This window comes from Paenibacillus sp. Root52 (assembly GCF_001426865.1).
GTDB lineage: Bacteria > Bacillota > Bacilli > Paenibacillales > Paenibacillaceae > Paenibacillus.
In genome coordinates this window covers 79,081-94,083 of sequence record NZ_LMFO01000004.1, presented here as the reverse complement: position 1 = coordinate 94,083, position 15,003 = coordinate 79,081, and the positions used below count along the sequence as shown (strand labels likewise).

Genomic DNA, 15,003 nt, shown 5'->3' with positions numbered 1-15,003 from the left:
CATAAGCTATCACCGGATTTCCCCTTTTAGAAAAGGGATCAAAGAAATCTGGGGATAACAGCGATCGGAAGGTTGTTCTGTCATCGAAGTCACTAATGTAAATAGTTTAGTTTGAACCTAAATCAACGAATGTCCTATGGCTCCTTGCAGTCAGGTATACTTTTGAATGGGGAGCACAGCGACCCAGTTCAACGGTAATGCTCTGATAGCGAGGAGCTTATCTTAATGAAAAGAGGAATCCGATATGATCGATCCGAGCGTGAAGCAAGATTTGCGTGAAATAGGCAAGAAACTAACAAACCTTAGGGGGTCTCTTTGACTTAGATCTGAAGCAAGAGATGATTGAGAACTTTGAGGTGAAGATGTCCGCCCCTGATTTTTGGGACGACAACGAGAAGGCACAAGCGGTCATTGCTGAGATGAATGCGGTGAAGGGTTCTGTTGATCAATACACCAAACTCCAACAGGATTACGATGATGCTCTGATGATGGTGGAACTCGCTGATGAAGAAGGCGATGAGGATCTTGCCGCAGAGGTTGGCAATAGCGTGACAGCCATCGTAAGCAAGCTTGATGAGTTCGAGCTTCAACTATTACTGAACCAGCCATATGACAAGATGAATGCCATTCTAGAGCTTCATCCTGGCGCAGGTGGAACAGAGTCGCAGGACTGGGGACAGATGTTGCTTCGTATGTACACCCGTTGGGCTGAGAAGCGTGGCTTCAAGGTTGAGGTTCTCGATTACCTACCAGGTGAAGAAGCCGGGATTAAGAGTGTGACACTATCCATTAAAGGACACAACGCTTACGGTTATCTAAAAGCCGAGAAGGGTGTGCACCGACTGGTGCGAATTTCACCATTTGACTCATCGGGACGTAGACATACGTCATTCGTATCCTGTGATGTGGTTCCTGAGATTGATGATACGATTGAATTGGATATTCGAACAGAAGACCTCAAGATTGATACGTATCGTGCGAGTGGTGCGGGTGGGCAGCACATCAATACCACCGACTCTGCCGTGCGGATTACTCACCTTCCAACAGGTGTGGTTGTAACGTGTCAGAATGAACGTTCACAGATCAAGAACCGTGAGCGTGCGATGACGATGCTTCGTTCGAAATTGTATGAGCGTAAAATTGAAGAGCAAAAACAACAGCTGGATGAAATCCGAGGAGATCAGTCGGATATTGCTTGGGGCAGCCAGATTCGCTCCTATGTGTTCCATCCCTATAGTATGGTAAAGGATCACCGTACGAGCGTAGAAACAGGGAACACAGGAGCAGTAATGGACGGCGACCTCGATGCATTCATCGATGGTTATTTGCGCAGCCAGATTAAAGTGGAAACCGATTAAACAAAGTTCCTGTATGGACTGGATACGTGTAGGCGTATGCTGGTGTTATACAGGGGCTTTTTTTTGAACGTGCACAAGTCATTTTACATTAATTGATGAGACAAAAGGAGAACACGATCACCATGCAACAGCAACAACCATCACATCAACACCCTAACCGCAAGAAGAGACTAACAACCTTGATTCCTCTGAATGGGCCATGGCGGAACGTTGTGGATACAGCATCTATTATTTTGGGTTCGTTTCTTATTGCGGTAGCATTTAATTTATTTTTATTACCGAACCAGATCGCATCCGGCGGGGTATCCGGTCTGTCGATCTTGGGTGATGAGTGGCTCGGACTTGAGCCGGCATATACCCAGTGGGCTATTAATATTCCGCTCCTAATCGCAGGCTTCCTTCTAATTGGTAAGCAGTATGGTATCCGGTCTGTGCTGGGTAGTATCGTTCTACCGCTATTTGTTTATCTGACGAAAGACTGGTCGATTCCGACGGCGAATCCATTGTTAGGATCGTTGTACGGCGGAATAGGGGTTGGACTCGGTATTGGGATCGTTTATCGGGGTAGAGGGTCAACGGGTGGTATGAGTATACTGGCAAGGATCGTGCAAAAATATAGTGGACTGAGTTATTCGATCTGTGTTGTGATTATGGATGCTACGGTCATTATTATGGCTGCCTTTGTACTGTCATTAGAACAATCCTTATATGCACTGATTGGCTTGTACGTCACGGGGAAAGTCATTGATGCTGTTGAAATGGGACTCGGCTACTCCAAGGTAGCTTACATTATCTCTAACCAGATTGAACCGATTACCAAAGTCATTCTTGAAGATCTAGATCGTGGATTGACGAAGCTGGAGGCTAAAGGCGGGTATACCGACGATCAGCGAACAGTATTGATGGTTGTGGTTGGGCAAAATGAAGTGCCAAGACTGAAAACATTGATTCGGTCTGTGGATCCATCGGCTTTTGTCATTATTAGCAATGCACATGAAGTTCTCGGTGAAGGTTTTAAGAGAGAAGAGACATGAGCCAACTGATGAACGGTGCAGCAATCGATCTTAAATGAATCATGAAATGAAATACATCTAATATTGCACACAAACAGGGACATCCTGCACCAGTATAGCTGGGCGGAATGTCCCTTTCTTCAATCTCGGGCAGTTCGTACGTCACTTGTAGAGCGTACATTCATGCACGAGTTGTAATTACAGATCACATTGAAATCGGATTGAAGTACTGTCTACATCACACATGCCTTTTCTCACTCTCTACAGAATAGGAGATAGTAGGCGAGATATCGCTTCTTTGAAGCGGATTTTGATGCTCCGTTTGTTGTACTCTTCCATCGTCAGCTCACGGGATACAAGAAGATCATGCTCGAAGGTTTGCACAAGAGCAGTTGCAATCGTCTCATCATACATAAAGGCGTTCACTTCAAAGTTCAACCGGAAACTGCGATAATCAATGTTCGCTGTACCAACGGATGCCACCATGCTGTCTATGATCAATGTTTTGGCATGAATGAAGCCGTTATCGTAGATAAAAGCCTTCGCTCCGACCTTCAACAGTTCACCAATATACGATAGTGTGGCCCAATACACGAAGGCGTGATCCGGTTTGTTTGGAATCATAATACGTACATCTATGCCAGATAGGCAGGCAAGCCTTATAGCCTCGAAGACACTTGCATCTGGGATAAAATAAGGCGTCTGAATGAGGATGGAATGCTTCGCTCCATTGATCATTTTCAGATAACTGTTCTTGATATGCTCCGTTTCAGCATCAGGGCCGCTGGAGACAATCTGCATTGCGATCGTTCCTGTTCCCTCGATATGAGGAAAGTGTGCTGGTACATAAGGTGTATCATGCTGCTTGGATGCCTCATTCCAATCGAGAAGGAACCGTGTTTGCAATGCATGAACCGCATTACCCGTAATTCTGAGATGTGTGTCACGCCAATATCCAAACTTGGAGTTCAAACCTAGATACTCATCACCTACGTTAAAACCGCCAGTATAACCAAGGTTCCCGTCAATAATGACCATTTTCCGATGATTCCGATAGTTCATACGCAGATTAATCAAGCTGAATTTGGATGGGAAAAAGACCTCCACTAGACCGCCCGCTTCGCGCAGCTCTTTGAAAAATCGATTCGATACACGCCGCGATCCAAGGGCATCATACAGCAATCGAACCTTGATCCCTTCTTTCGCTTTACGAATGAGCGTATCACGAATGCGTTTACCCAGGCGATCCCCCCGGTAGATGTAATACTGCACGTGCACATGATCCTGTGCTGCTTCGATATCATTCAGTAATCGTTGGAATTTATCCGTGCCATCGGTAATAATCTCGACCTCGTTGTCCTCGGTTAACAAAGCGCCATTTTGCTTCAGGTTCATGTAGATCATATCCTGGCTTTTCTCGGTCACTTTGTTGTGGAAAGGTGTTCGATTGCTCTGCAATTGGTCAAGCTGTGCCTCGATACGTTCCTCCAGCCCAAGCTTCTTGCGATCCTTCCACTGGAAGAGGCGGTAACGAGTCAGGTTCTGCCCTGTCAAAAGATAAAGTACAAACCCGAGCACGGGAATAAAATTCAGGACGAGCAGCCAAGCCCAGGACGAACTCGCATCCTTGCGCTCGAAGAATACGACCGCTGCCGCAAAAATAATATTCAAACCCAGGAGTACAATAAGTAAGATGGATTCAATATGCACTATAGACCCCCATGTCTCCAAAATGTCTTGTCAGAACTCATTGCAGGAAGACCTTCGCTATGAAGAAACTCTGTATGTAATCTTCCTATATAAGAGGTTGTTCAAAAAGTCCCTTTTTGATGCTGAAAACAGGCTCTCTTGAACCCCCACTACTACGTATTTTAGCAGAAGTATTCAGGTTCGTCCCCTGCTACTCTAAAGATATGTTCGGGATTGATGAAAATCCATGTAAAATTGATGGTAGAGTGTTGTATTTATATAACTAGAGTCGTATAATAATACACAAATATGCATAGAAGCGACGGAAATATTATGTGTGTGCCTAACTTTAGGGCATAGACATAGTTGAAGTAGCGCATACAACGAGATTGGGGGAGCGAGAGTGAATAACAAATTAAGAGTGGCAATCGTCGGTTCCACCGGCTACGGCGGGGTGGAACTGATTCGTTTTTTACAGCATCATCCGCATGTTGAAATTACTTCGGTAATCTCTTCATCCAGCAGTGGGGAGTCCATTGCAGATGGATTTCCGCATTTGACGGGCGTGATTAACAGGCCGCTTGATGGCGTGGATCCAGTGGAGATCGCAGGACGTGCAGACCTTGTATTCACAGCGACTCCGTCCGGTGTAAGTGCGAAGCTTGTTCCTGGCCTGCTCGAAGCAGGGCTGAAGGTCATAGATTTGTCTGGTGATTTCAGAATCAAGGATGGAGCAGTGTACGAAGAATGGTATAAACATCCGGCTCCTTCAGACGAACTATTACAACAAGCGGTATACGGTATGGCTGAATTGTACGGTGACACAGTGAAAGAGAAGACGTTAATTTCGAACCCGGGCTGTTATCCAACAGCAACATTGCTCGGATTAGTCCCTGCGGTGCAAGCTGGTTGGATTGATCCTTCAAGCATCATTATTGATGCGAAATCGGGGGTATCTGGGGCTGGACGCGGAACGAATCTGGCATACCATTATGCAGAGATGAATGAGAATTTTAAAGCGTATAAATTAAATAAACATCAACACATCCCAGAGATTGAACAAGTGTTAGGTCATGTCGCTGGATCGCCAGTAACGGTTACGTTTACGACACAGCTTGTGCCAATGACACGTGGGATTATGAGCACCATGTATGCAAGTTTAGTTGGAGAACATACAGATAGAGAACTGGTAGATCTGTACCGTCAGTTTTATGAAAATAGACCTTTTGTGCGTGTACGCGAGCCAGGAATTTGGCCATCAACGAAAGAGGTCGCTGGATCGAACTACTGTGATATCGGATTCTCCGTTGATCCACGTACAGGCCGCTTGACGATTGTTTCTGTCATTGACAACCTGGTAAAGGGCGCATCCGGCCAAGCGATTCAAAATTTGAACCTGATGATGGGATGGGAGGAAAACCTCGGGCTGAACATGACACCAGTATATCCATAAGATGAAGGTGTATTAGAGAGCGGTAAGCTGCTCTTTTGACACGCATCCAGTGGGAATACGGAGTTATGTTAAGGCGGACAATCGGTCTATGGCCGAACGCGAGACGGGGGATAATATATGGGAACAAATGTAGGGCAACAGTCATTTACAATAATTGAGAACGGAACGATTGTAACTCCGAGCGGATTCACTGCCGGCGGACTGCACTGTGGATTGAAAAAAACATCACGTAACGACATCGGAGCTATTCGCTGCGAAGTGCCAGCAACTGCCGCCGCAGTATACACAACGAATGTGTTTCAAGCTGCACCGCTGAAAGTAACACGTGAGAGCTTGAGCAATGGTCGCCTTCAAGCAGTCATCGTTAATAGCGGCAATGCGAATGCATGTACAGGTCAACAAGGTGAAGAAGATGCGTATGCAATGCGTTCGGCGGCTGCGCGCGAACTTGGTGTAGCGGAGGAAGATGTGGCTGTTGCTTCTACAGGGGTCATTGGCGAGTTGCTGAAGATGGACGCGGTTCATTCGGGCATTACGGCACTTCCGGCACAACTGGGTAGTGAAGCCAATGAAGCGGAGCAATTTTCACAAGCGATTCTAACGACGGATTTGGTGAAAAAAGAAGCCTGCGTCTCCGTTGTTGTGAACGGTAAGACGGTTACGATTGCAGGAGCAGCCAAAGGATCGGGTATGATTCATCCGAATATGGCTACAATGCTGGCGTTCATGACCTCTGACGCGGTCATTGGTGCAGAAGCGTTGCAACGCTTGCTACGCCAAGCAACGAACCACACGTTCAACATGATCACGGTTGATGGAGACACCAGCACGAATGATATGCTCGTGGCGATGTCTAGCGGATATGCAGGGAACGAAGAGCTTACAATGCATCATCCTGATTGGGATGCATTTGCGGCTGGTTTTACGTATGTGTGCGAAGTTCTGGCTAAGGCCATTGCACGAGACGGTGAAGGTGCGACGAAGCTTGTTGAAGTTCAAGTCACAGGTGCAGTGAGCGATGAATCAGCTCAGGCGATTGCGAAGACCGTGATCGGTTCAAGCTTGGTGAAATCAGCGATGTTTGGTGCGGATGCAAACTGGGGACGGATCATTGCTGCGGTGGGACGCGCGGGGCAACCGGTTAATCCAGACACGGTAGACATTCGTCTCGGAGACATCTCCGTACTTGAGCAGTCTCGTCCAGTCGTATTTGACGAAGAAGCAGCATTAGCATACTTACAGACAGATACGGTTCGCATTATTGTTGATCTGAACCACGGCGAAGGAACAGCCATCGCGTGGGGCTGTGATCTGACATATGACTATGTACGAATTAACGCGGCATACCGCACGTAAAAGCAACAATTAACCTTTACACGGTAACGGAGAATGCAGAACCAATCTGTAGAAGCGAAGCGTTCGCCTTTGTCTCCGGATTTTCCCCTTAGGAAGGGGATCAGAAAAATCTGGAGACAACAGCGATCGAAGGATGGTCTGCAGTCGAAGTGGTCGAGTGTAACAGTTTTATAGTTCATTTACAGAATTAGAAAGGAGCCATGCTCATGAACTCGACATTACAGAATGAAGAGATGGGAAGCGAAGCTAGAGCCGAGAAGCAGATGTTCGTTATGAAATGCGGAGGCAGTACGCTTGCGGCGTTGCCTGAGTCCTTTTTTGCTGATCTACGTGATCTTCAATCTCAAGGAACTCAGCCTGTGATCGTACATGGTGGAGGTCCTGCGATCTCAGAGAACCTGGCGAAGTTGGGTATTGATACGGAATTCGTAAACGGCTTGCGTAAGACGACGGAGCCTGTACTGGATGTCGTAGAGATGGTGCTGGCAGGTAGCATCAACAAACAAATTGTACGTTTAATCCAACGTGTGGGTGGGCGTGCACTCGGATTATCAGGAGTAGACGGTGGCTTAATTCAAGCAAAGCCTGTCATCAACCATGCAGAGATTGGTTGGGTTGGCGATGTGACTAGTGTTCAAGCGGAAATTATCCAAGGTGTTGTGCAGATGGGCTATATGCCTGTCATCGCGCCGGTGGGCGTGGATGCCTCGGGTCAACGCTATAACATCAATGCCGATACAGCGGCAGGTGCAGTAGCTTCTCACTTGGGTGTTAGCCGAATGATTGTAGTCACTGACGTTCCAGGGATTATGAAGAGTGTGAATGGCGAGAAAAAAGTATTGCCATCCGTCTCCGTACAGGAGATTGAAGATATGATTCAAACTGGTGAAATATACGGTGGTATGATTCCTAAAGTGCGAGCAGCTATCGCTTGTATTCATGGGGATGTGCGTGAGGTTGTCATCGTAGACGGTAGCGAGCCGCAGATTTTGAGCCGGGTGTTACAAGGGGAAACAATCGGAACGCGAATTATCCGGATGCAGTAGGGTTCTTATTTTAAATCGAGGATGGGAGTGAAAGGTGATGGCAAATAGTAAAGAACAAGCAGGCACCGGCACAGCATTGGCGGGTACGGTTGCGACAGGAGCAGCATCAGCAGCTCAGACAGAAAGCTCTCTTTTTCAAACCTATGCACGTTATCCTATTAGCTTAGTTAAGGGAAAAGGTAGCTGGCTGTGGGACGATCAGGGCAACCGTTATCTCGACTTCATGTGTGGGTTGGCTGTAACAAGCCTTGGTCATGCACCAGAGAAGGTTGGCGCTAAGCTGAAAGCACAGATCGATGAGCTATGGCATGTATCGAATCTGTTCCAGATTCCAGGTCAAGAACGTGCAGCAGCTTTATTGACAGCGAATACGTGTGCAGATGCAGTATTCTTCTGCAACAGTGGTGCCGAGGCGAACGAAGCAGCGATTAAACTAGCTCGTCGCTATCATCAAAAGGTGAAAGGCGCAGATCGTTATGAGGTCATTACCTTTGCACAATCCTTCCATGGACGGACATTGGCTACATTAACAGCTACAGGACAGGATAAGGTAAAAGAGGGGTTTTTGCCATTGCCAGCAGGATTTGTTACCGTTCCTTTGCATGACAATGCAGCACTTGAGGCAGCGATTGGGCCACACACGGCGGCAATTATGCTGGAAATGGTGCAAGCTGAGGGCGGCGTGCATCCAGTTAAACCTGAGTTCTTGCAGTTTGTACAGCAGCTATGCGAGAAGCATGGTTTGTTATTGATTGTGGATGAAGTTCAGACGGGAATGGGGCGTACCGGTAAATTGTTCGCGCATGAACATTACGGGATTGAACCCGACATTTTCACAGTGGCTAAAGGCATCGGTAGCGGCTTCCCTGTTGGAGCTATGCTGGGCAAAGGCTATCTGAAAGATGCATTTACCGCAGGTAGTCACGCAACCACATTTGGTGGTACGCCACTTGCTTCCTCGGTTGTCATTGCAACGATCGAAACGATGCTGGAAGATAAACTGCCTGAACGTGCAGCGGAGATGGGCGAATATCTGATGAGCTCCTTGAGAGAACGTTTGGCGGGAAATTCCTTTGTCAAAGAAGTTCGTGGATTGGGCTTGTTGGTCGGCATAGAATGTGAAGAAGTGGTAGGCGATATCGTTGTTGCAGGACAGAAACGTGGCATATTGTTTGTATCTGCAGGGCCGAATGTCATTCGTCTGCTTCCGAACTTGTATGTGAGCAAAGAAGAGATTGATGAGGCAGTATCCTTGGTGGCAACACTCATTGAAGAGCATGTCGCAGCGAAGAACGCCTAATCCGTAGGGATAGGTTCAGATAGCATTGAGACTTTTTAGATAATATTTCTATTCCGGGGTCATGAACGGCTCCGGTGTAGTATTCTGATGATGAATTCCCTGTAGCCGCGTGTTCATGTAGCATAAGTAGGTCATTCGCAGTCATGATGGGAAATATCCAGACGATCACTAACTTCTGCACATGCGGGTGCAGGGAACCGGAAATAAGGAGGCATTATTAACATGACACAAGTTCAATCAACAGAGAAGATCCAGAAGATCGATCTAAGAGGTCGGGATTTTATTGAGTTCACCGATTATACGGCAGAAGAAATTCGTTATTTACTCGACCTTGCCATCGAGATCAAAGGCAAGCAAAAAAACGGGGTGCCTTTTCAGCCTCTGAAAGGTAAAACAATCGGACTGATTTTTGAAAAATCATCTACACGTACACGTGTATCTTTTGAAGTAGGTATGTTCCAACTAGGTGGGCACGCACTCTTCCTGAGCAAAAATGATATCCAGCTGGGTCGCGGCGAAACGACGCATGATACGGCTAAAGTATTGTCCCGGTATCTCGACGGCATTATGATCCGTACCTTTGGGCACCATAATGTAACTGAGTTGGCAGAGCATGCAGATGTTCCAGTCATCAATGGATTGAGCGATGCGGCGCATCCATGCCAGGTACTGGCGGATTTCCAAACGGTGCTGGAGCACAAGGGTAAGCTTGCAGGTCTCAAAATGGCTTACGTCGGAGACGGCAATAACATGGCACACTCCCTGATGCTTGGCGCAGCTAAGATGGGGATGCATGTAGCTATAGCGACTCCTGAGGGCTATGAGGCTGACAGTGCAATCGTAGAACAAGCACGCAGCATTGCACAGGAGAGCGGATCACAGGTTGTGGTAACGTATAGTGCCGAAGAAGCGGTCAAAGATGCGGATATCGTGTACACGGATGTGTGGGCGAGCATGGGCTTTGAGGAAGAACAGAAGATTCGTGAGCAAGCATTTGCTGCGTATCAGGTGAACGAAGAATTGATGAAGGTTGCGAAACCGGACTACATGTTCCTGCACTGTCTCCCGGCTCACCGTGGAGAGGAAGTAAGCGCAGGCGTAATCGATGGGCCAAACTCCTTGATCTTCGATCAAGCAGAGAATCGTCTGCACGCACAGAAAGCTTTGATGGCTGCGTTAATGAGCGAATAGCTGCTATTTGCGTGAATGGGTTGATTTTAGACGCGGATTTCGCGATGATAGATTAAATATAATGAGTAATTGAACTTGGGGAGGACCTATTAGACATGGCTAAGGAAAAAATCGTACTCGCCTATTCCGGCGGGTTGGACACATCTGTAATTTTGAAATGGTTGAAAGAAACTTATGACGCTGAGATCATCGCGTTTACAGCAGATATCGGTCAAAAGGATGAATTGGACGGCTTGGAGGAAAAAGCACTGGCAACAGGTGCTTCCAAAGTATACATCGATGACCTGCGCGACGAGTTCGCAAAAGACTTCATCTACCCAATGTTCCAAGCGGGCGCACTCTATGAAGGACAATATTTGCTCGGTACAAGTATCGCACGTCCTTTGATTGCTAAACGTATGGTGGACATTGCTCGTGCAGAAGGTGCTACAGCAATTGCTCACGGTGCGACAGGTAAAGGGAATGACCAGGTTCGCTTTGAGTTGAACGCGGCTGCACTGACACCTGATATTGCAGTAATCGCACCTTGGCGTCTGGAAGAATTCCGTAACCAATTTCCAGGACGTGCAGAGATGATTGCATATGCTGAGAAACATGGCATTCCAGTAACGGCATCTGCGGCTAAACCTTACTCTACAGACCGTAACCTCTTGCATATCAGCTATGAGAGCGGTGTGCTCGAAGATCCTTGGTTCGATCCAAGTACGGACGAGAACAAAGACATGTTCTTGCTCAGCAGTGCGCCTGAAGATGCGCCAGATCAAGCAGAATATGTTGAACTGGAATTCGAACAAGGTGACTGTGTAGCCCTGAACGGTGAGCGTCTCAGCCCACTGCAAGTAATGGAGCAACTGAACGAGCTGGGTGGCAAACATGGTATTGGCCGTGTGGACATGGTCGAGAACCGTTTTGTCGGAATGAAGAGCCGTGGCGTGTACGAAACACCAGGTGGAACCATTCTATTCACTGCACACCGCAAAATGGAATCCATTACGATGGATCGCGAAGTCATGAACCTGCGTGATAGCTTGATCACACGTTACAGCACGCTCGTATACAACGGCTTCTGGTTCGCACCAGAGCGTCTGGCGCTGCAAGCACTCGTGAGCGAAAGTCAGAAAAACGTAACCGGTACGGTTCGTGTGAAACTTTATAAAGGTAATGTTATCGGCGCTGGCGTGAAAAGCCCTGTCAGCTTGTACAACCCAGACATCGCAACGATGGAAGCTGATCCAACGCAAGCATACGATCAAGGCGATGCAACAGGCTTTATCCGCCTGAACGCACTGCGTTTGAAAGTAAACTCCGGCGTGGAGCAAAACAAAAACAACTAATTACATGCTATATATTGAATATAACATTTACACGAAAACGGAGAGGACAGAAATAACCGGATGAAGCGAAGCGTTCGCTACAAGCTTTCCTTGAGAAAGCTACATCGGAAGCATAAGCTATCCCCGGATTTTCCCTTTAGAAAAGGGAATCAAAAAAATCTGGGGGTAACAGCGATCAGGAGGTTGTTCTGTCATTGGAGTGGTGAGTAGTAAAAGGTGTTTTAGTTCAATGTATAGAGCCATCCAAATATAACTGACAAGGCAGGCCGTTCTTGCATATCTGGCAGGAGCGGCTTTGTCCATGAGCGAAAGGGGAGTACTCACCGTGAGCAAGCTTTGGGGAGGACGTTTTACCAAACAAACGAATCATCTAGTTGAGGAATATACCGCATCGATTAATTTTGACAAAGCATTGGCTGAGGAAGACATTCAAGGTAGCTTGGCTCATGTAACGATGTTGGGCAAATGCGGCATTTTGCCTGCGGAAGACGTGGAAACGATCAAAGAAGGCTTGATTACCGTGTTGCATAAAATCCGTGCCGGCGAAGTGGAATTCTCCGTATCTGATGAAGACATCCACATGAACATTGAGAAAAATCTAATTGAGACCATTGGCCCTGTAGGCGGCAAATTACATACAGGCCGTAGCCGGAATGACCAAGTGGCAACTGATATGCACTTGTATCTGCGTGAGCGCGTGGTTGGTTTTGTAGGAATGTTGCATTCCTTGCAGGAAGCGCTGATCGGACAAGCGAAAGACAATCTCGATACGATCGTACCGGGTTATACGCATCTTCAGCGGGCACAGCCTATTCTGTTTGCCCACCACCTGATGGCTTATGTGTCGATGTTCCAACGGGATGCTGAACGTCTGATGGATAGCTACAAACGCATTAACGTTCTGCCACTTGGAGCGGGTGCGCTTGCGGGAACAACGTTCCCGATTGACCGTCATTTTGTAGCAGAACAATTGGGCTTCGATGGCGTATATGAAAATAGTTTGGATGCCGTGAGTGACCGCGACTTTATTGTTGAGTTCCTGGCAGCAGCATCCCTCATCATGACTCACTTGTCCCGCTTGAGTGAAGAATTGGTGCTGTGGAGTAGCACGGAGTTTGGTTTCGTTGAACTGGATGATGCGTTCTGCACAGGTAGCAGCATTATGCCACAGAAGAAAAATCCAGATGTTCCTGAACTCGTTCGTGGGAAAACAGGACGTGTCTACGGTAACCTGATCGGGTTGCTGACTGTACTTAAATCTCTTCCGCTTGCCTACAACAAGGATATGCAGGAAGACAAAGAAGGCATGTTTGATACAGTGGCTACACTAGAAGGTGCATTGCAATTGTTCGCACCGATGATCGCTACGATGAAGGTAAACAAGGATCGCATGCGTCAGGCTGTGAACCAGGACTTCTCGAACGCTACAGATATTGCGGATTTCCTCGTAGGCGAGGGTTTGCCATTCCGTCAAGCGCATGAAGTGATTGGCAAGACAGTATTGTACTGCATCCAAAACGGCAAGTATTTGCTGGATCTGACGATCGATGAATTCCGTCAGTTCTCCGAGCTGTTCGATGAGCGCATCTACGATGTGCTGCAACCAGAAGCGGTGGTTAACGCACGTAACGTTTACGGCGGTACAGCTTCAGGTCAAGTGGCTGAGGCCATTGGACGCAGTGAGAAGGTACTGGAGATCACGGAGCAATGGATTCAGAACCGCGGTTAATGCTGGGAATTTCGTTAATGTTAATATAAAAGCTGAATATACGAAAAAAGAAGCCAGTGAGAGAACAATATCTCTCACTGGCTTTTTGTGTTGTTAACTGTGACGCTCGCTCCAGCTCCTTATGGCTTCTGCCAGATGCCTTCATTCACTTCTGTGAGTACCTCGCCACTGCGAACAACGACATGTCCACGGACGATGGTGCCTGTTACACTGCTTGGGAATGTATGACCAATGTAGAGGCTTTGCTTGTGCTTGGCATAATAGTTCTCTTCCGTCACCGTAAACGTTTTGTTCAGATCAACGATGGCGAGATCAGCATCCATTCCGGTGACGATGCTGCCTTTGCACTCCGCAAGACCGAAGCGCTCCGCTGGATTGGACGCCGTCCAAGCGGCAACTTGCTCCAACGGAATGTTGTGTGATAATGCGAGTTCCAATGCTGACAGTAGAGTGAATTGTCCGCCGCTAATGCCGCCCCATGCCTGGAATAGATTGAAATCTTTTGGATCCTTCATATCGTACGGACAGGGCGAATGATCCGACGATAACATATCAAATTTTCCTTCTGCCAGCAGGGAGATGAGTCGTTGTTGTTCGTCTGCTTCCCGCAGTGGAGGAGCACACTTGGCGATGCTTCCTTTTTCCCGCAGGCTATCGTGGTTAAAGAGTAGATAGTGTGGGCAAGTCTCGACCGTTACGTTCATGCCACGAGCTTTGGCAGCTTCAATACTCGCTACTGCTGCAGCAGAGCTGATATGCACGAAATGCAGTGCGCAGCCTGTTATTTCCGAATAGTACAGAGCACGTTCTACAGCTTCGACTTCGGCGATAATCGGACGAGTCTCCAGATAGTCGTCGGCACTGAAGAGTCCTGCTGCTTCCTTTTCAGCTTTTAGCCAGTTGGTGATCGCTGCACTCTCCGAATGTAGAGCCAGCACCTTGCCTAAAGCTGCAATCTTCTTCATGCCCGTAAGTAGCGTCATATCATCCACGGCTTCGAATTCTTTGTTGCCAGTTGTGGACAGGAATGCTTTGAACCCGATTACCCCCGACTCTGCCAGTGGTTGCAAGTCATCTTCATTCCCTGGTACGAGACCGCCCCAGAGCCCGAAATCGACAAGTGATTTTTCATTTCCAATCCGAGCTTTCTCCAGCAGCGCTTCTTCATTCACCGTGGAGGGAATACCGTTCAGTGGCATGTCGAAGAAAGTGGTGCAGCCGCCTGCGGCCATCATAGCCGATCCGGTCGTAAAACCTTCCCAGTGCTCTCGTCCTGGTTCGCTGAAATGGACGTGTACGTCGATCATACCTGGAAACACATGAGATCCGTTTGCATCATAAGTGTGCTCGGCTTCACCCTCCAGTTTGGCGGCAATTGCCGCGATTTTTCCATCTTTGATACCGACATCGACTTTCTTGACACCGTCCGGCAGCACTACGCTGCCGCCGCTTACAATCAGATCGTAACGCTCCATACACAACTCTCCTCTTCAGTAGTCTTGAAATTTCAAACGGAATAGTCTAGTCCAACCTA

Annotated in this window: 11 protein-coding genes; 9 read left to right on the top strand and 2 right to left on the bottom strand. The window is 47.6% G+C overall.

The window, feature by feature from the left end; genetic code table 11:
* Nucleotides 1-244: 244 nt before the first annotated feature.
* Together prfB and ASD24_RS07195 are read left to right on the top strand one after the other, a co-directional pair.
* A protein-coding gene (prfB, locus tag ASD24_RS07200) for a peptide chain release factor 2 (protein ID WP_156395365.1) occupies nucleotides 245-1,358 on the top strand; the annotation gives its coding sequence in 2 pieces (ribosomal slippage) (nucleotides 245-316 and nucleotides 318-1,358; 1,113 coding nt in all).
* A 122-nt stretch (nucleotides 1,359-1,480) separates the two neighbouring features.
* On the top strand, nucleotides 1,481-2,392 hold the full coding sequence (locus tag ASD24_RS07195) for a YitT family protein (RefSeq protein ID WP_056693692.1): 912 nt from the start codon (nucleotides 1,481-1,483) through the stop codon (nucleotides 2,390-2,392).
* 240 nt (nucleotides 2,393-2,632) lie between these two features.
* Here the strand turns inward: ASD24_RS07195 and cls are convergent, their stop codons facing one another.
* Nucleotides 2,633-4,102, bottom strand: coding sequence for a cardiolipin synthase (gene cls, locus ASD24_RS07190; RefSeq protein ID WP_442952583.1), 1,470 nt, complete (start codon nucleotides 4,100-4,102; stop codon nucleotides 2,633-2,635).
* Nucleotides 4,103-4,463: 361 nt separating this feature from the next.
* Between cls and argC the strand changes: the two genes are divergently transcribed.
* The 7 genes from argC (at nucleotide 4,464) to argH (ending at nucleotide 13,469) form a co-directional block, all read left to right on the top strand.
* On the top strand, nucleotides 4,464-5,513 hold the full coding sequence (gene argC, locus ASD24_RS07185; protein ID WP_056693686.1) for an N-acetyl-gamma-glutamyl-phosphate reductase: 1,050 nt from the start codon (nucleotides 4,464-4,466) through the stop codon (nucleotides 5,511-5,513).
* Between the two features lie 117 nt (nucleotides 5,514-5,630).
* Nucleotides 5,631-6,869 (top strand): bifunctional glutamate N-acetyltransferase/amino-acid acetyltransferase ArgJ, encoded by a 1,239-nt coding sequence (gene argJ / locus ASD24_RS07180; protein ID WP_056693682.1) that lies wholly within the window; start codon nucleotides 5,631-5,633, stop codon nucleotides 6,867-6,869.
* 206 nt (nucleotides 6,870-7,075) lie between these two features.
* The gene (gene argB, locus ASD24_RS07175; protein WP_056693680.1) at nucleotides 7,076-7,915 is read left to right on the top strand and encodes an acetylglutamate kinase; all 840 of its coding nucleotides are present in this window, start codon (nucleotides 7,076-7,078) and stop codon (nucleotides 7,913-7,915) included.
* 37 nt (nucleotides 7,916-7,952) lie between these two features.
* Nucleotides 7,953-9,215: an acetylornithine transaminase gene (locus ASD24_RS07170; RefSeq protein WP_200956136.1), complete on the top strand. Its 1,263-nt coding sequence runs from the start codon at nucleotides 7,953-7,955 to the stop codon at nucleotides 9,213-9,215.
* A gap of 222 nt (nucleotides 9,216-9,437) precedes the next feature.
* The gene (gene argF / locus ASD24_RS07165; RefSeq protein WP_056693678.1) at nucleotides 9,438-10,406 is read left to right on the top strand and encodes an ornithine carbamoyltransferase; all 969 of its coding nucleotides are present in this window, start codon (nucleotides 9,438-9,440) and stop codon (nucleotides 10,404-10,406) included.
* A 95-nt stretch (nucleotides 10,407-10,501) separates the two neighbouring features.
* Nucleotides 10,502-11,740, top strand: coding sequence for an argininosuccinate synthase (locus ASD24_RS07160; protein ID WP_056693675.1), 1,239 nt, complete (start codon nucleotides 10,502-10,504; stop codon nucleotides 11,738-11,740).
* 325 nt (nucleotides 11,741-12,065) lie between these two features.
* Nucleotides 12,066-13,469: an argininosuccinate lyase gene (gene argH / locus ASD24_RS07155; protein ID WP_056693916.1), complete on the top strand. Its 1,404-nt coding sequence runs from the start codon at nucleotides 12,066-12,068 to the stop codon at nucleotides 13,467-13,469.
* Between the two features lie 119 nt (nucleotides 13,470-13,588).
* On the opposite strand, the gene ASD24_RS07150 is transcribed toward argH, so the two are convergent.
* Nucleotides 13,589-14,944, bottom strand: coding sequence for an allantoinase (locus tag ASD24_RS07150; RefSeq protein WP_056693672.1), 1,356 nt, complete (start codon nucleotides 14,942-14,944; stop codon nucleotides 13,589-13,591).
* Nucleotides 14,945-15,003 lie beyond the last annotated feature (59 nt).